Here is an 18,327-nt window from a genome sequence, read left to right as displayed (position 1 = left end):
ACACAACTGCCTCCCCCACAGCCAAATCTCCCCGCCGCACCCTGACGTGGGCCGCCGGAATCGCCCTCACCGCAGCCACCGCTTTCGCCGCCTGGTCAGCCTGGTCATGGCATGCCGCCGCGACCGCCCCCACCTCAACCGGAGGCACGACCAGAGACGAAGCCGTCGCCGCCGGCCGCACCCTGATCACGACAGTCACCACCTTCGACCCCCAACACCGAGACCAAGCCCTAGCCCACTGGAGATCCGCGACGACCGGCTCCCTCCAGTCGACCTTGCCCAGCGACGTCCCGTCCGACGGCTCCGCCACCGCAGGCCACGTCCTCGACGCCGGACTCTCCGACCTGGACACCGAAGCAGGCACCGCGAAACTCCTGGCCTCCGCGGAAATCACGGTCACCAAGGACGGCACCGCACAGCCGATCCGCCGCACCCGCCTGGCAGCGACGATGACCCGCACCGCCTCCGGCTGGAAACTCAGCTCACTGGAGCAACTGGGGGTGGCGCGGTCATGAAGCTCTCTCTGCACCGGTCGAAGCCACGCACCGAGCCCGTCGATTCCGCTGCGATCGTCGACCCTGCGGATCCGGGCAGCGCGTCCGCCGACCCTGCGCATCCGGGCACTGCGGCAGCCGGAGCCGACCAGCCGCGCGCAGCCAGCGGTAGCCGGGCACCCGCCACAGCCGAATCCGCCCAACCACGAGTCTCCGGCAAGGGAACCGGCCAGACACCTTCCGAACCCGGAGCCACCGCAGCCGCACCCGCCGCTATCGCAACCGAATCCGCTCAGCCAGCAAGCTCCACCGCTCGACCACCCTCCACCGCAGCAACCACCTCCTCCCGCACCGACTCAACTCCCCACCGCACCACGACAACTTCCGATGCATACCTGCCAGCCTCCGACACCAACGCCGTCCAGACCGCCGTCCCCGACCACGACGGCACCGGGCCGACCTCCACCCCGCGTCCCTCCACGCCTCGCAACACCCGCCGCCTCCCCGCACTCCTGCTGTCCTTGACCGTCCTCCTCACCGCCGCCGGCGTCTGGTGCACCGTCGAAGCCCACTCCACCAGCGCGTCCGCCGCTTCCTCGAACCACGCGCTGACCGATCAGCCCGCCACCGCCGAAGTCACCTCCGCCGTCAGCCTCACCCTCAACAAGATCTTCTCCTACACCTACGACAAAACCGACGTCACCGAGAACGCCGCCGCCGCCCTGCTCCGCGGCCACGCCCGCGATTCCTACGAAAAGCTCTTCGCCCAAGTCCGCACGATGGCCCCGAGCCAACGCCTGACCCTCACCTCGCGCGTCTCCGCCGCCTCCGTCCAGCACCTCACGAACGACCACGCACAGTTGCTCGTTTTCCTCGACCAATCGGCCACGAGGGGGGATTCCGCCCCTGCGGAGTCAGCCGCGGCACAACTGGCCGTCACGGCTGAGCGAATTGGCGGGAACTGGTTTGTCACCGATCTCGCGCCACGATGAAATTCTGTTTCCTCACCGCCGAAGGAGTACCGTCATGCCCATTTCCCGGCTCGCCAGAATCGGCGTGCTCGCAGCGGCCGTCGCGACCGCGGTCAGCCTCGCCTCCGCAGTTCCCGCATCAGCGACCGAAATACCCATTCCGATCTCCTACTCGGTCACCGGCAGCACGGTCGTGAAGAAGACCGGCAGCACTCTCGACCTCGGTCCCGGAAGTCTCGCCGGAAATCTCCTGGTCGACGATCAAACCGGAGCCGTCGGCCTCAACGCCAATCTGCAATTGCCGCCGGCTACGGCGAACATTTCCCTGCTCGCGGGCGGATTCAGGATCAAGGCGAAGGTGACCGTCACCCCGACCGCGCCCGCCACCGGCACGCTCGCGAACGGCACCCTCACCACCCACGAAACCGCGAACATGGAGATCAGCGACATCTGGGCAGGCCCGATCGTGCCCGTCTTCCCGGTGCCGACCGTGCCCGGCAGCTGCACGACCGTCAAGCCGATCGACCTGACCCTTGCCGCGGCGAACGTCGACATCACCAAGCCGATCACGCTCACCGGCAATTACACCATTCCGGACTTCAAGAACTGCTTCATCGCCGACCTCGCACTCGGTGCACTGGTGTCCGGGCCGGACAACACGATCTCGCTGACCCTGACCTCCAAGAACTGATCAACCCCCTGAAAACGGAGTGCCGGAAACTGTTCCGGCACTCCGTTTTCGCATATCCGATCTTCGCGAAATTGTCACGCTCACACGAAACGGCGATACGGTTTACGCGGCCGATGACAAAAGAATCGGTCCAGTCGCCGACTCGCGGACAAGGCACCGACCAGGGTTGTTGCCGACTGAACTCACGGGTAACCTTGGGCTCGCGGCCGGTATTGCTCACCGAGCCGATCCCCGTTCCCGAAAACCTGGTCCGGAACGGAATCCGCGGAAACCTCCGTCCCCACTGCGCAGGGTCGCCGCGAAACTGCAGTCCGATCTAAGGAGAATGGTATGCCCCGGCTCAGCAAACTGTCCACGGGCGTGGTGACCGGCGTCGCGGCAGGCGCGATCGCGGTCCTCACCGCAGGCACGGCCTCGGCCGCCACCGCGACCTACCAGGCCGGCCCCGCGAACTACAGCTGCACGTTCCCGGCCATCCCGCCGCAGACCGTGGCGGTCACGGCGCAGTTCGACGGCCCGGACACGATTCCCGTCAACGGCACCACGACCCCGACCAACGTTTCCGGCACCGCGACCATCACCGCGCTGGTCCACGCGCTGCTCACCGCCGCGGGATACGACGGAATCCGCGGCACCGCCGATGTCCCGATCACCGTCGACAACGGTTCGCTCTCCCCGTCGGACGCCTCCGGCCTGCAGATCCCGGAGCAGATCTACCCGGCGGGCGGCGCGATCACGGTGAACATCGCCCAGACGTCGACGTCGTCGATCCCGACCTACACCGCGCCGAGCAGCCCCGGCACGGTGACGTTCGGCCTCGACACGACGCTCTCCGCCCAGCTCGAATTCCACAAGCCTTCGGACGACAGCTGGACCCCGTGGACCATGACGTGCACCGCGCCGTCGGGCACCAGCTTCAGCCCGTCGGGCACCATTTCCTGACCCTGACTGACGGAGGGGCGGCTGATTGCCGCCCCTCCGTTGTCGTTTCCGGCAGCACACCCGGCGTCGGAGAACCAGCTAGCACCCGAACTTCACGACATGAGAACCCGCGACCGTCGCTCCGCGCAGCAGGAACTGGGAACCGACGTCGAGCGACGAAGCATTCCATCCACTCCACCACGAAACAAAGTTCCTTACCAGCAAAGGGTTCTGCTGCCGCCCCTGCGATGGGACGCGCACCCGAACCGGCACCGGAGAACACTTTTCAACGCGGCAGAAGCCCCTCGACGCTCGGGAGAGCCCGCTCGACGTGCACCCCGGCGACCGCCCTTCCCAGCGCACCAGGAACCGGATTCAGGCCAGGATCCGGGCAGCCAGCCTCGCCAGGCTTCCGGTCGCCGCTTCAGTGCCGGCAGGGCACCGACCGGTCCGTGATCACCAGGCCGAACTCGTACCCCGCCGACGCACCGGTCACCGGCCCGCACACCGGCGGCTTCGGCACCGTCGCCTGGCTGTAGGAGTTGTTGCCCCAGGCGACCAGCGATCCGTCCGCCTTGATCGCCAGGTTGTGGTTCCACCCGGCGTCGATGGCGACAACCCCGGTCTTGGCCGCGGCGGGCACGTCGGTCTGGCCGTAGTTGTCGTGCCCCCAGGCGATCACTCCGCCGTCCTTCAGCGCGAGACTGTGCTCGTACCCGGCAGAAATGGCCGTCACCCCGGACTGCGCCGCAGCGGGAACCGTCGTCTGGCCGAACGTGTTGCTGCCCCAGGCAAGCACCGCTCCGGCCTTCAGCACGAGGTTGTGGTCACCTCCCGCCGAGATCGCGTCGACGCCGGACTCCGCGAAGCCCGGCACGTCCGTCCGGCTGCCCCAGCTCACCACCTGGCCGTTGCGCAGCAACGCGAGGCTGTGCACGGCACTGGAGGAAATCGCGGTCACCCCGCTGGCCACCGATGCCGGAAGCTCCGTCTGGCCGTACCAGTCGTTGCCCCACGCATACACTTTGCCGTTCTTGAGACCGAGACCGTGCAGCCAGCCGGCGGCGATCTGGGCCGTGCCGGACGACAGGTCCGCCGGCACCTCGCTTTCCCCGAAGTTGTTGTCGCCCCAGGCGAGCACAGCACCGCTTTTGAGCGCCAGACCGAACAATCCGCCTGCCGAAACCGCGGAAAGACCCGAGGTAGTGGCCGCGGGCAGTCCCTGCATGCCCCGAGTCCCCCACTGGTAAATGCCCCCAGCCGCGGTCAGTTGCGGCACGTTCGCCGCGCCTGCAGCGCTGCCCGTTGCCTGCGCCTGCGCCTGCGCCGTGACCACGGTGTTCGCCGACTTCGACGGTGGTGCGTTCAGCACGACAGCGGGACCGCTCGACGCCGCCCCCGCACCAACCACGGCGACCGCGGCGACTGCTGCCGCGCCCTTGCCCCATCGCCGGTATCCGGCCGCCATCGCAGCTCCTTCCGCCGAACGTCTGGCAGGGATGATTCCAGCCTCGTGGCCTCTGCGGCGAATGTGGCGATTCTTTGTCAGAATCGGATGAAAGCCCGCCCCCGAACTGTCTCATGAACCTAAGAAAAGCCCTGGCGGGCAAGGGAAATCCCCCGTCGCCCGGCTACGCTTGCGAACCGGCGAAACTCACCGGTAACTTCGCTCGAAAGCCATTCTCCGGACCGCCGGGAGAGGAGGCGCACCATGCCAGAATCACGCGGGCGCCCGGTCCGCCGCCGGACTGCCTCCGTCGCCCTCGCAGTCCTCGGGGTCCTGTCAATCGGCACTGGAGCGCTCACCGGCGTCAGCTCCGCCTCGACCGAGACGCCCATGCCTGCCGCCCCGCCCCCGTCATCAGCCGGTGAGCAGCAGGTCAGCAAAGACATCACCCTCGACTGCCCGTTCGCCGCTCCCGCGGGCTCGCAGCAGATCACCCTCACCGTCTCCGCCGCAGTACCCGCAACGGTGCAGGTCGGGTCCGGGCTGAAGTTCCGTTCTCTTGCCGCGTCTTTCCTGCTGCCGCATGCCGTCGCCGCCCAGCTGGCACCGACCGCGGCGGATGGCATCCGCGGCGGGCTCACTCTTGACTTGACCGCACATCAAGGCGACAAGCACTCCGCGATCCCCACGCCATTCACCGTCGCCGCGACCCCGTTGCCGGAAACCGGCGACGTCAAGCTCACCGCGACCGCGGATCTGCCAGAGCAAGCGATCACTGTCCCCGGCAAAGTCAGCTTCGACATCGGTGCCCCGACCATTGCCTTGAAACCCGCTGCCGACGCCGCCGCCGAAGCGACCCCCGTCGCCTGCACTCTCCTCCCGGACCAGACGACCACCCTGGCGTCGGTCCTCGCCACTCAGCCACCTGCGAACATCCCCGGCCCGTCGAAGCCGGATCCCTCACCGCCACCAGCGCCGCCCGCGGCCGAGCCCAACGCGGTCTCGCCCCAAGACGACGGCTTCCCGCTCGTCACCCCGCTCAACTACGTCCAGGTCACGGCGACTTCGTCGATCTATCGGCTGGGCGCCACCGTGGCCAGCAGCCGGACCGCGATCCTCAACGGATCCTGGACCCTCATCCTCGACCCGCCCGACTACATCCCGCGCGACCCGAGCACGATCTCCGGCGTCGTCGGCTTCCGCCCGGTCACCGCGACCTTCCTCGGTTTCGGATTCGTGCCGGTGAGCGCCACGGTCGAGTTCCTGCCGGTCGACTACCGCAATTCCAAACTGATCGACCTCACCGGCCAGCTCTGGGGCGGCGTCCGCCTGACCACCCATGTCCAGGTGATGGCGCGGATGAGCAATGCCGAAGTCAACGGCGTGCCACTGGATCTCGGCCCGGACTGCGTCACCGCCAAACCGGTATCCCTCAACCTGTCCGGCAAATACAACGCCACGACAGGCGGCATCATCAGCACCGACCCGAATTCGCCCGACCCCGACTACCGCGGTTTCGCCCTGCCGCCGTTCGTCCACTGCGGCACCGCGGAACCGCTCAGCCCGCTGCTCACCGGCATGGCCTCGACCACGACGAACGTCAACCAGGCCAAGGTGGTCAACGTCAACTTCTCTGAATGCGCTTCGAACAAATTCCCAGATCACACCAAGTGCAAGCCGATTCCCGACACACCGCCTCCCAGCTGAAAGCGAACGCCGCCCCGGGCTGCCGAGATCTCAGTACACTTCACCGGCCCGGCGTCGGTCGGACGAGGAGGCGTCGCCGCGCTGACCGAGTTCAGCGGCACGCTTACTCCGACCGGCAACTATCACGCACTATCGCGAGCCGCGGGAACGGACGGGCTTCGAGGGACTGCGAGCGGAGACGTCGTGAATCTTCCCTTGCGTGCCTCCTCAGGCTTCTTGTCGAGTCCTTCCGTATCGGTTTTCACGATTCCAGAAACGAGCAAAATGGCCCGTGTCGGTCGGCGTCGGCAACCCCACAGCACGAACACCCGCCGACGTTCGTCCGCGCATCAGTTCAACCTCTGCGCGGACCACTGAACCAAGCCGCTCAGCGGCGGCTTCGCGAGTCCTCGTAAGAAGTCGGCCGACGACTGGCTGGCACCATGGTCGCCGCGTCGAGAGGCGGCGGCCAAGACAGTCCCGAACGTGGCCGGTCGTCCGCGGCCGCGCGCAAGACCAGTTCCATTTCGAACCGCGCGGCCGGATCGCGCAGCAGTTCGCCGAAGGTCGCCTGCAATTGGCGCATGCGGTAGCGCACCGTCTGCGGGTGGACTTGCAGGCGCTCGGCGATCTCGACCACGTTCCCCTGACTGTCGAGCCAGGCGCGCAACGTTTCGAGAAGCCGATCCTGCTGCTTGTCGGTCATGTCCGCCAAGGGGGCGAAAAGCCGGGTGCGGAGGAGCTCGGTGAGCGCGCCGTCCGAATGCACCAGCAAGGCAGCGAGATGCTCCTCCGCGCGAAGCACCCGCTCACCAGGGATTCGCCCCCGATCGGCGAGAACCAGTGTGCGGCGTGCCCAGCGCAGAGAGTCGGCGAGGCTGGCCAACGGCACGCACGGCCCGACCGACAGCCGGCAATTCGGCAGCGCGGCCTGAAGAGTCGCCAGCCGGGCACCATTGACCGCGCCGGGCACGACGATGCACGGCTCGGCGGAGTCCAGGTCCGCCAGGACATCCGAGTCCAACGTCGCGTGCCGGCGGGCCCTGCCGTTGAGCGGCGATTGGACAGCAATCGGCGACGCCTGCTCCGGCACTGCCCAACCGGTCAGCTGAGCCAACTCCGCGATCGCCTTCGGCGGGGCGGCCGGGACCTCCAGCAGGACGCCGAGCAGCCGTCGCCGCCAAGTGTCCAATGCGCCGGCGGTGCGAGCTTTCGCCTCCAAATAGCCATCCAGTGCGACCGACGCCAATTCGTCCATGAACGCCAACATCGCATCAGCCAGCTGCGACATGACCGCCGACGAAAGGCCGGCCCGCCGTCCGACCCGCATGATCCGGCGCCACGACACGCGCGCGCCGACCCGATACGCCGATTGCAGAGTGTCGAGGCTCCGCCCTTCCCGCATCTCGTTCTGCCCGAGCCGATGGTGCACCTCGTGCGATTGTTCCTTCGACGCCCGCGGGTCGGCGATCTGCGCGACGAACAGCGTGATCGCATACTCGACGCCCGCGCGGATCGATCTCCCGTACGGACCGTCGAGCGGACGCGCGTAGGCGGGAATCGTCGCGCGGATTTCGTCGACGATCTCAGCGGACAGGCTCGCCAGCTCGGGCCGCAGGATCTCGGCGAGTTTGCGTGGCAGCGCAGCCGACGGCACAGCGTGATCGAGTCCCCGCTCCACCGACATCGCAGCTCCTTCGCTCCGCCCCGGTTCCCCGACCGCGCCGCAGCGCTGCCGGGAGCCCCCGCATCCATTGAGGGGTGACACCCGACACATCGAAAAACCAACGCCAAACGTGTCACCGCTCCGCGAAGAAACCGATTTCTTGTCACGTTTGTGACAAGTTCACGAGGTCAGAGGGGCACATCGCGACAACACACCACCAGGCGCGCTACGCCGTGCGTACAAACGGACGCACCAGGGCGCCTGCCTTCAGCGGCGACCCGGCGGGCAGCGAAAACGACCACAGAGCGTCACCCGGCAGAGTCCTCCTCCCTCTTGTAGCATGTGCTTGATACAAGAGGGAGGGGTTCATGATGCAACTCGACACGGCGCTCGCCGTCGCGGGCATCACCGGCCTGTTCGGGCTGATCATCCTGATCGTGTTGTGGCCAGGCGAGAAACAAGGCGTGCGGCTGCTCGCGAAATGGGGCGTGCGGAACCCGACCGCCGACCAGGTGCCGGTGGCCGTGCGCTATCTGCGCCGTCGTCGATTCTGGTATCCGTGGCTGTTCCTCGGCCTGCCCCTCATCCCGGGCACGACGAATCTCGTCGGCGAACGGAACGCGAACTCGCTGGTGTTCGTGGTGCTGCTCGGCGGGCTCGCCGCCGAAATCCTCGCTCAGCGCCCCTCGCGGGAACCCCGCAGGGAAGCCGTGCTCGCACCGCGCGGCGTGCTCGATTTCGCTCCGCTGTGGACGATCATCGTCTCCGGGCTGGCCACCCTCGCCGCCGTCGTGCATCTCGCCGTTTTGCGGCAATGGGGCCTGCTGGCGGTGACAGTCGGCGCGGCCGCGGTGTCGTGGATCATCGTGCTCCTCGCGGTGCGTCGTCCGGCCGCCGGCGACCCGGAAGTCGACCAGGCACTGCGCGTGCGCAGCGCGCGCGTCGCCCTCGGGCTCGGCACCGGAACGGCTGCCACGCTCGGCTGGACGGTCGGCGACCTCACCTCGTTCCTCGCGTTCGTGGCCACCGTCGCCGCGTTCCTCGCGATCGTCGGCCCGCCGCCGAAGCAGCGCGCGACAACCACGGCAGCACGGTAAATGCCGCTGCGAGTAGTGGTCGACGCCGAAAGCGGAGTTCCGCCCTGGCGTCAGGTGCACGACCAGATAGTCCGCGCGATCACGACCGGCTCCCTCGCCCGGGACGCCCGCCTGCCGCCGATCCGTCAGCTTTCGAGGGACCTCGGGCTCGCCTCCGGCACCGTCGCCCGCGTGTACCGCGAGCTCGAGTCCGCCGGCTGGGTCACCACCGCACGAGCACGCGGAACCGTCGTGACCGGCCCGGCCGAGCGACCGGATCCGGGCGCACTGCTTCGCAACGCGGCCGTCGAATACGCCCGGCACAGCCGGGAACTCGGGGTCGCGCCGGACGAAGCCGTCGACGCCGTGCGCGCGGCATTGGCGAGCCTGGACACGCCGTCGCAGTGAATCCGGTCGATCGTCCGGCCGGCGCGGTGTTCGCCGTTCTGTGAACCGTCTTCCGCACGGTCTCGGGCACACCTCCTTCTTGCCCGTGCGTTCCCGTGGTCCACTCACCGGACGAGGCGCGGTCTCACCGCCTCGGCGCGGAGGTTCAGCCCTCCATCAGCACCCTCCCCACCGCGGCCAGCACGGGTTCCAGCGCGGCGACTTCCGTGCCGACGCATTCCGTGATGCCCGCACCGACGACCTCCATTCCGGAAAGCCCGTCGATTGCTTCGGCCAATTCAGCGATCGTGAGCCCGCCGGGCTCCGGATAATTCACTCCGGGGAACTCTTCGGGATCAAGAATGTCCAAATCCACATGCAGATAAACGCGGTCCGCTCCCGCGGCGTTCAGCGCTCCGGCGACGTCGTCGGAGCGCACGGCGAGGCCGCCGGCAATGGCTTCCTCTTCCGCGGAATCGAGCGAGCGGGTGCCGAACAGCACTGCTTGGCCGCGTTCGATCGCCGGGCTTGCCGCGAAATCCTTGTCGCCCTCGCCGAGCAACGACCGCAGCACCATGCCGTGATAGGCGCCCGAGGGCGAGGAATCCGCCGTGTTCAAGTCCGCGTGCGCGTCGAACCACGCGACGCCAAGCGTTGCGCCGTAACGGAAACGCGCGACACCGACCGGGACCAGCTCGACGCCGCAGTCGCCGCCGATCGTGAGCACCGGGCCTTCCGGCGCTTCGAGCGCAGCGAGCTGCAACTGCCGGTTCGTGCCCGTGAGCACGGACCGGTTGGCTATTCCGGCGACGACGTCGGACGTCGCTGCGTCCTGGCGTACGTGGTGCACCGGCTTGCCGAGCACGTGCCCGGCCAGTTCGGAAAGTGCGCGGCAGCCCTCGACCAGCCCCTTGGCTCGGGGACTGATCGCGCCCTGCCATTGCGGCACCGCGTTGATCAGCATGCTTCGACGCTAGCGCGAACCCCCCGGAAAAAGCGAGCCGTAAATGGTGCGAGGGGTCCCTTCGCTCCGTTTTGGAGCGAAGGGACCCCTCGCACGAGAAAAAGTGGCGCGGGAGCGGGCTATTCGAGCACGATGAGAAGGTCTCCGCCCTCGACCTGCTGAACGGAGGTGATTGCCAGCCGACCGACTTTGCCCGCCGCCGAAGCGGTGATCGACGCTTCCATCTTCATGGCCTCGATCGTCGCTACGGTCGCCCCTGCCGCCACCTGGTCGCCCTCGGCCACCTGCAGCGTCACCACGCCCGCGAACGGCGCAGCGATCTGCTTCGGGTTGCCCTTCTCGGCCTTTTCGGTGGCCGGGATGTCCGAGGCGATGGAGCGGTCCCGGATCTGGATCGGCCGGAGCTGGCCGTTGAGCGTGGACATGACGGTCCGCATGCCGCGTTCGTCGGCCTCGCCGATGGCTTCCAGTTCGATGAGCAGCCGGACGCCGGGCTCAAGGTCCACCGAGTACTCCTCGCCCGGGCGCAGACCGTAGAAGAAGTCCTTGCTCGGAAGCACGCTGGTGTCGCCGTAGGCGTCGCGGTGTGCGAGGAATTCCTTGGTGGGCCCGGGGAACAGCAGCCGGTTCAGCGCGCCGCGGCGGTTGTCGGCGAGTTCCTTGTGGTCCTCTTCGGACAGTTCGACGACCGGTTTCGCCGCCGAACGGCCTTCGAGCGCCTTGGTGCGGAACGGTTCCGGCCAGCCGCCGGGCGGGTCGCCCAGCTCGCCGCGCAGGAAGCCGATCACCGAGTCCGGGATGTCGAACTTGTTCGGCTCCGCCTCGAAGTCCGCCGGGGAAACGCCGGCGCCGACGAGGTGCAGCGCGAGGTCGCCGACCACTTTGGACGAAGGCGTGACCTTCACGAGGTGGCCGAGGATCTTGTCCGCCGCGGCGTACATGGCCTCGATGTCCTCGAACCGGTCGCCGAGGCCCAGCGCGATCGCCTGCGTGCGCAGGTTGGAGAGCTGACCGCCGGGGATCTCGTGGTCGTAGACGCGCCCGGTGGGCGACGCGAGACCAGCCTCGAACGGGGCGTAGATCTTGCGGACGCTCTCCCAGTACGGCTCCAGGTCGCCGATCGCGTGCAGGTCGAGGCCGGTGCTGCGATCGGAGTGGTCGGTGGCCGCGACGATCGAGCCGAGCGACGGCTGCGACGTGGTGCCCGCCATCGACGACACGGCGCCGTCCACTGCGTCGGCGCCTGCCTGGATGGCGGCCAGGTAGGTGGCGAGCTGACCGCCGGCGGTGTCGTGCGTGTGGATGTGCACCGGAAGGTCGAATTCCTTGCGCAGCGCGGTCACCAGCCGGGCCGCGGCGGGCGCGCGGAGCAGGCCTGCCATGTCCTTGATGGCCAGGACGTGCGCGCCGGCTCCGACGATCTGCTCGGCGAGCTTGAGGTAGTAGTCGAGCGTGTAGAGCTTTTCGTTCGGGTCCGACAGATCGGAGGTGTAGCAGAGCGCGACCTCGGCGACCGCGGTGCCGGTGGCCCGGACGGCTTCGATGGCGGGCCGCATCTGCTCGACGTCGTTGAGGGCGTCGAAGATGCGGAAGATGTCGATGCCGGTCGCGGTGGCCTCCTCGACGAAGGCCGTGGTGACCTCGGTCGGGTAAGGCGTGTATCCCACGGTGTTGCGGCCGCGCAGAAGCATCTGCAGACAGATGTTCGGCACTGCCTTGCGCAGTTGCTCCAGCCGCTCCCACGGGTCCTCGGCGAGGAACCGCAGCGCGACATCGTAGGTCGCGCCGCCCCAGCACTCCAGGGACAGCAGCTGCGGCACCGTCGCGGCGACGACCGGGGCGACGGCGAGCAGGTCCTTGGTCCGGACGCGTGTCGCGAGCAGCGACTGGTGCGCGTCGCGGAAGGTGGTGTCGGTGACGCCGAGCTGCGGGGTTTCCCGCAGCCAGCGCGCGAATCCCTCCGGCCCGAGTTCGGTCAGCTTCTGCTTGGAGCCGTCCGCAGGAGTGAGATCCGCGGGCAGCTTCGGCAGCTTCGTCACGGCCTCGGGCGTGCGCGGACGCTCGCCGTTCGGCCGGTTCACCGTCTGATCGGCGAGATAGGTCAGCAGACGCGTGCCGCGGTCGGCGGAGTGCCGGGCGGTCAGCAGGTGCGGCCGTTCCTCGATGAACGACGTGGTGACGTTGCCCGCGCGGAAGTCCGGGTCGTCCAGCACCGCCTGGAGGAACGGGATGTTCGTCGCCACGCCGCGGATCCGGAACTCGGCGACCGCGCGGCGGGCGCGGCCGACCGCGGTGCGGAAATCGCGGCCGCGGCAGGTGAGTTTCACCAGCAGCGAATCGAAGTGGGCGCTGATCTCGGTGCCGGAGAACGCGGTTCCGCCGTCGAGCCGGATGCCCGAACCGCCCGGCGAGCGGTAGGCGCTGATCATGCCGATGTCCGGCCGGAAACCGTTGGCCGGGTCCTCGGTCGTGATGCGGCACTGGAGCGCGGCGCCGCGCAGGTAGATCTTGTCCTGCGACAGGCCGAGGTCGGCGAGGGTTTCCCCGGAAGCGATCCGCAGCTGGGACTGCACGAGGTCGACGTCGGTGACCTCTTCGGTGACCGTGTGCTCGACCTGGATGCGCGGGTTCATCTCGATGAACACGTGCTTGCCCTCGCGGTCCAGCAGGAATTCGACGGTGCCCGCGTTGCGGTAGCCGATCTGCCTGGCGAATTTCACGGCGTCGGCGCAGATGCGGTCGCGCAGTTCGGGGTCGAGGTTCGGCGCGGGGGCCAGCTCGACGACCTTCTGGTGGCGGCGCTGCACGGAACAGTCGCGCTCGAAGAGGTGGATCACGTTGCCCTCGCCGTCGGCGAGGATCTGGACCTCGATGTGCCGCGGCTCGACCACGGCCTTCTCCAGGAACACGGTCGGATCGCCGAACGCGGACTCGGCCTCGCGCGCGGCGGCCTCGATCGACTCGCGCAGCAAAGCCGGGTCCTCGACGCGGCGCATGCCTCGGCCACCGCCGCCTGCGACCGCCTTGACGAACACCGGGAAGCCGAGTTCGTCGGCCGCCGCGACCAGTTCGTCGACGTTGCTGGACGGCTCCGACGAGCCGAGCACCGGGACCCCGGCCTCGCGCGCCGCCTTGACCGCGCGCGCCTTGTTCCCGGTCAGTTCGAGGATTTCGGCGCTCGGGCCGACGAAGGTGATCCCCGCTTCTTCGCAGGCCATGGCCAGGTCGGGGTTCTCCGACAGGAAGCCATAACCCGGATAGACCGCGTCCGCGCCCGCCTTCTTGGCGGCCTTGACGATCTCCTCGACCGACAGATAGGCGCGGACCGGATGGCCCGGTTCGCCGATCTCGTAGGCCTCGTCGGCCTTCAGCCGGTGCAGCGAGTTGCGGTCTTCGTGCGGAAACACGGCGACTGTGCCCGCGCCCAGTTCGTAACCTGCGCGGAACGCCCGGATCGCGATTTCGCCGCGATTGGCCACCAGCACTTTGCGGAACATGCCCGGTCCTTCCCTTTTCGGATCGGTATCGAAGGCACGTTACCCGGTTCGTCCCGCGGTGCGGGAGCCGTAGTCCAAGTGATGGACATCATGCACGCCGACCTGCATGCATGATGCTGGCCGAGCCGCCGCGCCGCAACCGTCAGGGCGTTCCCGCAGGCAGTGTGCACAGGAGCCGATTCGCGGTTCCGGAGGGCGCATTCTTGACCACGTTCTGCGTTGCGTCCTGCACAATTGCTTCCCCGACCGCATTGGGCGCGGCGTCGGGACGGGCGGACCGGTAGAGGGTCACCGCGCCCGCGGTCACCGCGGCGGCCATCGAGGTGCCGGACAGCGTCCCGACATCGGCTGTTCCGGCGATCGGCGCGGGGATGTCGACGCCCGGTGCGTACAGATCGAGCGGCGTGCCGAAGTTCGAGAACGGCGCGACCTGGTCCTGGACGTCGGTCGCACCCACGGTGAGGGCTTCCGGAACTCGGGCAGGCGAGCTCTGGCCGGCGTCGGCGCTGCCCTCGCCTGCCGGAACCACGATCGGCATCACCGCCGCGACTCCCTTGACCGCGTTGTCGAGCTGCTCGTTCGGCACGCCGCCGATGCCCAGGACCGCGACCGCAGGCTGGTGTGCGTTCCGGGCGACCCAGTTCAGCCCGGCGATGATCGTGTCGGTGGCGCCGCCGCCTGCTTTGTCGAGCACTCGGACCGGGAAGATCTGCGCGCCTTTGGCGACGCCGTAGCTGTGTCCCGCAACGATTCCCGCGACGCGGGTGCCATGGCCGTTGGTGTCCGACGTGTCCGGGCCGGTGGTGAGGAAATCCTTGCCAGGCATGACCCGGCCCTGCAGATCCGGGTGTTTGGCATCGACGCCGCTGTCGATCACGTAGACGGTGACGCCGGAGCCGTCCGAGTCGTAGTGGTACTTCTGATCGAGGCCGGTTCGCTGGTCGATCCGGTCGAGCGCCCAGCTCGGCGGGTTGGCCTGCGTCCCGCTCGCCGCTAACGCGGCCGGTTGCACCCCGGCGACCAGCAGAAATGTCAGAGTTGCCGAAAAAAGGCCACGCGCCGCTCGGTTCCGCATGCCTGCGGTCGTATCCCGGTGGCCCTTCAGCGGCAACTCGACGTCACACGATGGGCTGGTCCCGGTCCAGCGTCCGCCCGCCCCGACGCACTGACAAGCGAAGGACAGGGGGACGATGAACGGCATCTATCGATCTTTCGCCGCTACGGGGCGAACGGCAGTCCGACCTACGCGTCTCGCCGCTGCGTGGCCAATGGTTGACCGGTCGAGAGCTTTTGCCGCTCACTGGCCAACCGTTGGCAGACTGACAGTTACTTCGCCGGCGGGACGTGCGCGCTCACCGACATCGTCGGCAAGTAGACCAGCGCGTCGAAGGCTTGCACGACGTCGACCTTCGTGAACATGTGCGCGTGCCGCATGCTCGACGGTCCGGTCAGGCCCCGCGCCCGGTCTTGCCGCAAATCGACCACGCACGGATCCTCGCCGGCCAATGCCGCTTCGACACTGCCCTCGGCGGGCGGCTCCAACTCCTGTTCGAAGACCCGGAAGCCGAGACGCTCGCTCTCGTCCGGTTCGAGACCGGTGGTCGCACCAGTGCCCGCGGTGAGGCCAAGGGCGAAGTAATCGTCGCCGAACTCCTCGGCGAGGTGTGTGCCCGCGGAAGGGAACGCCATGGTCGGCAAAGCGGCGAACGGCACTCGCTGCAGGTGTCCGTTGTGGACCATCACCACGATCTTCTCGCCTTCGCCGTACAGCTTGCGAAGCAGCTTCACAGTTGCGGCCATGTACGTGTCGCGAGACGACCCCTGGAGCGACGGCGCCGTCCCCGCCATCATCGCGCTCAACTCGCGCAAGTACGCGTCGACGCGAAGCGCGCCGACCGCGTGGTGCTCGGCGATCGCATATCGGGCCGGCTCGCTCCGTTGCCGATAAACTGGCGACAGAGAACGAAGGTGCGCTACGAGAGTCGTCAACGCAGCCGTGGCCGCGTCTCGTTCCGTGGCGGCCATTGCCGCATAACGGCCAGGCGCGACCGCGCTGCTGACCGCCGAATACGGCTCGGACGCGGCGATCGCGGCGTCGACCAGCGGAAGCACCTCCGGATCGACCTCCGCCACGAAGCCGCGGACAATCCGCAACGCCGGCTGCGGTGAACCGCTCGAACTGGGCAGGTCGAGTCCGGAGAAGCGGATGCCGCCGTGACTGCGCATCCACGTCAGCATTTCGTGCGCCTCGACCGACTCGCCGAGAGAGAAGGTGAATCCTTCTCGCCCGACCTCGGCGACCGTGCCGGGACCGCCGTTCAGCCACTGCTGCACCAGGTCGCCCTCGGCGAATCCCGATTCGAAACCGAGCACCGTGAACCCGTGGTCCTCGACGAGACGGCGAAGCAACCGGGCGCGAAGTTCGCCGAACTCGCGGATGTGGTGGTTGTTCTCGCCGATCGCGACGATGCGCGCGTCGCCGATCAGGCCGGTGATCGAGGCGACGTCGCCGTCCAGCGGCGAACGGGTGCTCAGCGGTGTCATACTGAGGACACTAATGCAACAGGGGTAGCGATTGGCAACTGAGTTACCGGGGACCAGCAGACCGGGCGGGCGAACGGAACGCACGCGCGTCGCCGTTTTGCGCGCGACGCTCGATCTGCTGGCGGAGGTCGGGTTCACCGAGCTGACGGTCGAGGCCGTCGCCGAACGGTCGGGCGTGCACAAGACGACGGTTTACCGGCGGTGGGAGTCACGCGAAGGACTGGTCGCGGCCGCGCTGCGGTCCGGTGCCGGCGAACCGTGGAGCCCTGCGGACACCGGTTCGCTTGTCGCCGATTTGCGGCGAATGGCGTTGGACGTGGTGCACGCGTTGACCACGCCGGGGCAACGCGAGTTGCCGACCGCCGCGGTGCTGGCGGCCTTCCACTCGGCACAGGCGGCCGAGGCGTTGCGGGATTTCTATCGGGATCGGCATGCCCGAGCCGCGGTGATCGTGGAGCGGGCGGCGGCGCGCGGGGAGGTGCCGGCCGACACCGATCCGGACGAGGTGACGCGGACGGTGTGCGGGCCGGTGTTCTACCGGTTGTTCGTGTCGCGGGAGCCGGTGTCGGAGGAGACGGCTGAGGTCGCGGCGGAGGCTGGGGCTGCGGCTGCCCGGGCGGGGGTGTTGAGGAGGCGGTCGCCGGGGGATGGCGACAGGGGTTGATTCCGGGGTGGGGGCTTGTTGCCGGAAACGGCGACGGGTGGAGGCGGGCTGGCTTTCGCCGCAAACGGCGAAAGCAGGCTGCGGCTGAACGATGGGCTGGCCAGACGCTCGCAGCAAAGCAGTGGCCAGCCAGGCGAAGCCAGACGCCGGGCACCGGGCACCGGGCACCGGGCACCGGGCACCGGGCACCGGGCACCGGGCACCAGACGCCGGGCACCAGACGCCGGGCACCAGACGCCGGGCACCAGACGCCGGGCACCAGACGCCGGGCACCAGACGCCGGGCACCGGGCACCGGGCACCGGGCACCGGGCACCGGGCACCGGGCACCGGGCACCGGGCACCGGGCACCGGGCACCGGGCACCGGGCACCGGGCACCGGGCACCGGGCACCGGGCACCGGGCACCGGGCACCGGGCACCGGGCACCGGGCGATCGTCGCCGACGAGCGGTATCCGGAGCGACGTTGGCGGGCGAGACGCGCGGAGGGTCGCCGTCAAAGCGGCAACACGCGACGCGGACTTGTGGACCAAGCGGACCAGACAGTCGCCGCCTAACGGCAACAGACCGAGCAAGCTGGCCAGCAACCTCCTAGACAAATCGCCGCCCAGCGGCGACGAGTCCGAACGCACGAGGCGGGCGAAATCAAGCAGCCGCCACAAGACGGCCGTCGGCAAAGCCCAAGAAAGACGCCTACCCCAACGCCAACCGGTACCGGACCTCCTCCAAGGTCACCGCACCGTCGGAGATCGTCTCGACCTTGGCCTTTCCGTCAGTGACCCACCCGGCCCGTTCGTAGAACTTCCGGGCCCTCGTGTTCGTCGACAGCACCCACAGCGTCGCCGCATCGAACTGGGCCGACAGGCCGCGCACGCACTCCTCGTGCAGTGCTCGGCCCATTCCCCGGCTCCATTCGGACGGGAGGAGGTAGATCGACGACAGTTCGCCCGTCTTCGAGGCGGCATCGTCGTCCCGGCTGGGGCCGAAGACTGCGAAGCCGGTGATCTTCTCGCCGGTGCCTGCCACCAGGACGGTGTGCGGGCGGGAAGTGTCCGCCAGGCTCGATGCCCAGCCCTTTTCCCGCGTCTCGACCGAAAGGCCGGAGAGGAACTCGTCCGGCAGCAAACCCGCGTAGGCCGCTTGCCAGGAACCGACGTGAACGGCTGCGATGGCCGCCGCGTCTTCCGGGGTCGCGGGGCGGATCACGAGGTCGGGCACCATTCCTCCAGAGGCTCGGCAGGCGACGATCGGCTACGGGCAGTTCAGCACAAAAGCCCACGTGCCCGCATGCGGTTTAGCCAAGTGACCACAAAGGACAGT

At 68.5% G+C, this 18,327-nt stretch carries 15 protein-coding genes; 8 read left to right on the top strand and 7 right to left on the bottom strand.

Going from position 1 to position 18,327, the window contains the following annotated elements; translation table 11 throughout:
- Nucleotides 1-275 precede the first annotated feature (275 nt).
- The 4 genes from L3Q65_RS45050 (at nt 276) to L3Q65_RS45035 (ending at nt 3,098) form a co-directional block, all read left to right on the top strand.
- The gene (locus tag L3Q65_RS45050) at nt 276-515 is read left to right on the top strand and encodes a hypothetical protein (protein WP_237598367.1); all 240 of its coding nucleotides are present in this window, start codon (nt 276-278) and stop codon (nt 513-515) included.
- A 500-nt stretch (nt 516-1,015) separates the two neighbouring features.
- Nucleotides 1,016-1,486, top strand: coding sequence for a hypothetical protein (locus tag L3Q65_RS45045; RefSeq protein WP_237598366.1), 471 nt, complete (start codon nt 1,016-1,018; stop codon nt 1,484-1,486).
- A gap of 34 nt (nt 1,487-1,520) precedes the next feature.
- The gene (locus tag L3Q65_RS45040) at nt 1,521-2,156 is read left to right on the top strand and encodes a hypothetical protein (RefSeq protein ID WP_237598365.1); all 636 of its coding nucleotides are present in this window, start codon (nt 1,521-1,523) and stop codon (nt 2,154-2,156) included.
- A 330-nt stretch (nt 2,157-2,486) separates the two neighbouring features.
- Entirely contained in the window at nt 2,487-3,098 is a 612-nt protein-coding gene (locus L3Q65_RS45035; RefSeq protein WP_182892165.1) for a DUF6801 domain-containing protein, read from the top strand.
- 403 nt (nt 3,099-3,501) lie between these two features.
- Here L3Q65_RS45035 and L3Q65_RS45030 read toward each other — a convergent pair whose 3' ends face one another.
- On the bottom strand, nt 3,502-4,545 hold the full coding sequence (locus L3Q65_RS45030) for a hypothetical protein (protein WP_237598364.1): 1,044 nt from the start codon (nt 4,543-4,545) through the stop codon (nt 3,502-3,504).
- Between the two features lie 369 nt (nt 4,546-4,914).
- Here L3Q65_RS45030 and L3Q65_RS45025 point away from each other — a divergent pair, with 369 nt between their 5' ends.
- Nucleotides 4,915-6,231, top strand: coding sequence for a DUF6801 domain-containing protein (locus L3Q65_RS45025; protein WP_237598363.1), 1,317 nt, complete (start codon nt 4,915-4,917; stop codon nt 6,229-6,231).
- A 367-nt stretch (nt 6,232-6,598) separates the two neighbouring features.
- Here L3Q65_RS45025 and L3Q65_RS45020 read toward each other — a convergent pair whose 3' ends face one another.
- The gene (locus L3Q65_RS45020) at nt 6,599-7,897 is read right to left on the bottom strand and encodes a CdaR family transcriptional regulator (protein ID WP_237598362.1); all 1,299 of its coding nucleotides are present in this window, start codon (nt 7,895-7,897) and stop codon (nt 6,599-6,601) included.
- A gap of 347 nt (nt 7,898-8,244) precedes the next feature.
- Here L3Q65_RS45020 and L3Q65_RS45015 point away from each other — a divergent pair, with 347 nt between their 5' ends.
- Nucleotides 8,245-8,973, top strand: a complete 729-nt coding sequence (locus L3Q65_RS45015) for a hypothetical protein (protein ID WP_370648157.1) — start codon at nt 8,245-8,247, stop codon at nt 8,971-8,973.
- The gene (locus L3Q65_RS45010; RefSeq protein WP_182892168.1) at nt 8,974-9,360 is read left to right on the top strand and encodes a GntR family transcriptional regulator; all 387 of its coding nucleotides are present in this window, start codon (nt 8,974-8,976) and stop codon (nt 9,358-9,360) included.
- 145 nt (nt 9,361-9,505) lie between these two features.
- Here L3Q65_RS45010 and L3Q65_RS45005 read toward each other — a convergent pair whose 3' ends face one another.
- From L3Q65_RS45005 to L3Q65_RS44990, 4 genes are all read right to left on the bottom strand, one after another.
- Nucleotides 9,506-10,303 carry an arginase family protein gene (locus L3Q65_RS45005; RefSeq protein WP_182892169.1) on the bottom strand — a complete coding sequence of 266 codons (798 nt, stop codon included), beginning with the start codon at nt 10,301-10,303 and terminating at the stop codon, nt 9,506-9,508.
- Nucleotides 10,304-10,422: 119 nt separating this feature from the next.
- Nucleotides 10,423-13,800, bottom strand: a complete 3,378-nt coding sequence (locus tag L3Q65_RS45000) for a pyruvate carboxylase (protein ID WP_182892170.1) — start codon at nt 13,798-13,800, stop codon at nt 10,423-10,425.
- A 142-nt stretch (nt 13,801-13,942) separates the two neighbouring features.
- A complete protein-coding gene (locus L3Q65_RS44995; protein ID WP_182892171.1) occupies nt 13,943-14,875 on the bottom strand; it encodes a S8 family peptidase in 933 nt (310 codons plus the stop codon).
- Between the two features lie 251 nt (nt 14,876-15,126).
- Nucleotides 15,127-16,344: an erythromycin esterase family protein gene (locus L3Q65_RS44990; protein WP_237598361.1), complete on the bottom strand. Its 1,218-nt coding sequence runs from the start codon at nt 16,342-16,344 to the stop codon at nt 15,127-15,129.
- A gap of 31 nt (nt 16,345-16,375) precedes the next feature.
- Here L3Q65_RS44990 and L3Q65_RS44985 point away from each other — a divergent pair, with 31 nt between their 5' ends.
- Nucleotides 16,376-17,008, top strand: a complete 633-nt coding sequence (locus L3Q65_RS44985; protein ID WP_237598360.1) for a TetR/AcrR family transcriptional regulator — start codon at nt 16,376-16,378, stop codon at nt 17,006-17,008.
- 692 nt (nt 17,009-17,700) lie between these two features.
- Here the strand turns inward: L3Q65_RS44985 and L3Q65_RS44980 are convergent.
- Nucleotides 17,701-18,228: a GNAT family N-acetyltransferase gene (locus tag L3Q65_RS44980; protein ID WP_237598359.1), complete on the bottom strand. Its 528-nt coding sequence runs from the start codon at nt 18,226-18,228 to the stop codon at nt 17,701-17,703.
- Between the last annotated feature and the right edge of the window lie 99 nt (nt 18,229-18,327).

Origin of the sequence: Amycolatopsis sp. FU40 (assembly GCF_021903635.1) — a bacterium.
GTDB classification, from domain to species: domain Bacteria; phylum Actinomycetota; class Actinomycetes; order Mycobacteriales; family Pseudonocardiaceae; genus Amycolatopsis; species Amycolatopsis dendrobii.
Note: the sequence above shows the minus strand (reverse complement) of the source record. Positions and strands in the feature narration are given on the sequence as shown.

Excerpts from the sequence above, each read along its gene's own strand:
- L3Q65_RS45040 (WP_237598365.1), top strand. The coding sequence starts at position 1,521 with ATGCCCATTTCCCGGCTCGCCAGAATCGGCGTGCTCGCAGCGGCCGTC.
- L3Q65_RS45035 (WP_182892165.1), top strand. The coding sequence starts at position 2,487 with ATGCCCCGGCTCAGCAAACTGTCCACGGGCGTGGTGACCGGCGTCGCG.
- L3Q65_RS45030 (WP_237598364.1), bottom strand. The coding sequence starts at position 4,545 with ATGGCGGCCGGATACCGGCGATGGGGCAAGGGCGCGGCAGCAGTCGCC.
- L3Q65_RS45025 (WP_237598363.1), top strand. The coding sequence starts at position 4,915 with ATGCCTGCCGCCCCGCCCCCGTCATCAGCCGGTGAGCAGCAGGTCAGC.
- L3Q65_RS45020 (WP_237598362.1), bottom strand. The coding sequence starts at position 7,897 with ATGTCGGTGGAGCGGGGACTCGATCACGCTGTGCCGTCGGCTGCGCTG.
- L3Q65_RS45015 (WP_370648157.1), top strand. The coding sequence starts at position 8,245 with ATGATGCAACTCGACACGGCGCTCGCCGTCGCGGGCATCACCGGCCTG.
- L3Q65_RS45010 (WP_182892168.1), top strand. The coding sequence starts at position 8,974 with ATGCCGCTGCGAGTAGTGGTCGACGCCGAAAGCGGAGTTCCGCCCTGG.
- L3Q65_RS45005 (WP_182892169.1), bottom strand. The coding sequence starts at position 10,303 with ATGCTGATCAACGCGGTGCCGCAATGGCAGGGCGCGATCAGTCCCCGA.
- L3Q65_RS45000 (WP_182892170.1), bottom strand. The coding sequence starts at position 13,800 with ATGTTCCGCAAAGTGCTGGTGGCCAATCGCGGCGAAATCGCGATCCGG.
- L3Q65_RS44995 (WP_182892171.1), bottom strand. The coding sequence starts at position 14,875 with ATGCGGAACCGAGCGGCGCGTGGCCTTTTTTCGGCAACTCTGACATTT.
- L3Q65_RS44990 (WP_237598361.1), bottom strand. The coding sequence starts at position 16,344 with ATGACACCGCTGAGCACCCGTTCGCCGCTGGACGGCGACGTCGCCTCG.
- L3Q65_RS44980 (WP_237598359.1), bottom strand. The coding sequence starts at position 18,228 with ATGGTGCCCGACCTCGTGATCCGCCCCGCGACCCCGGAAGACGCGGCG.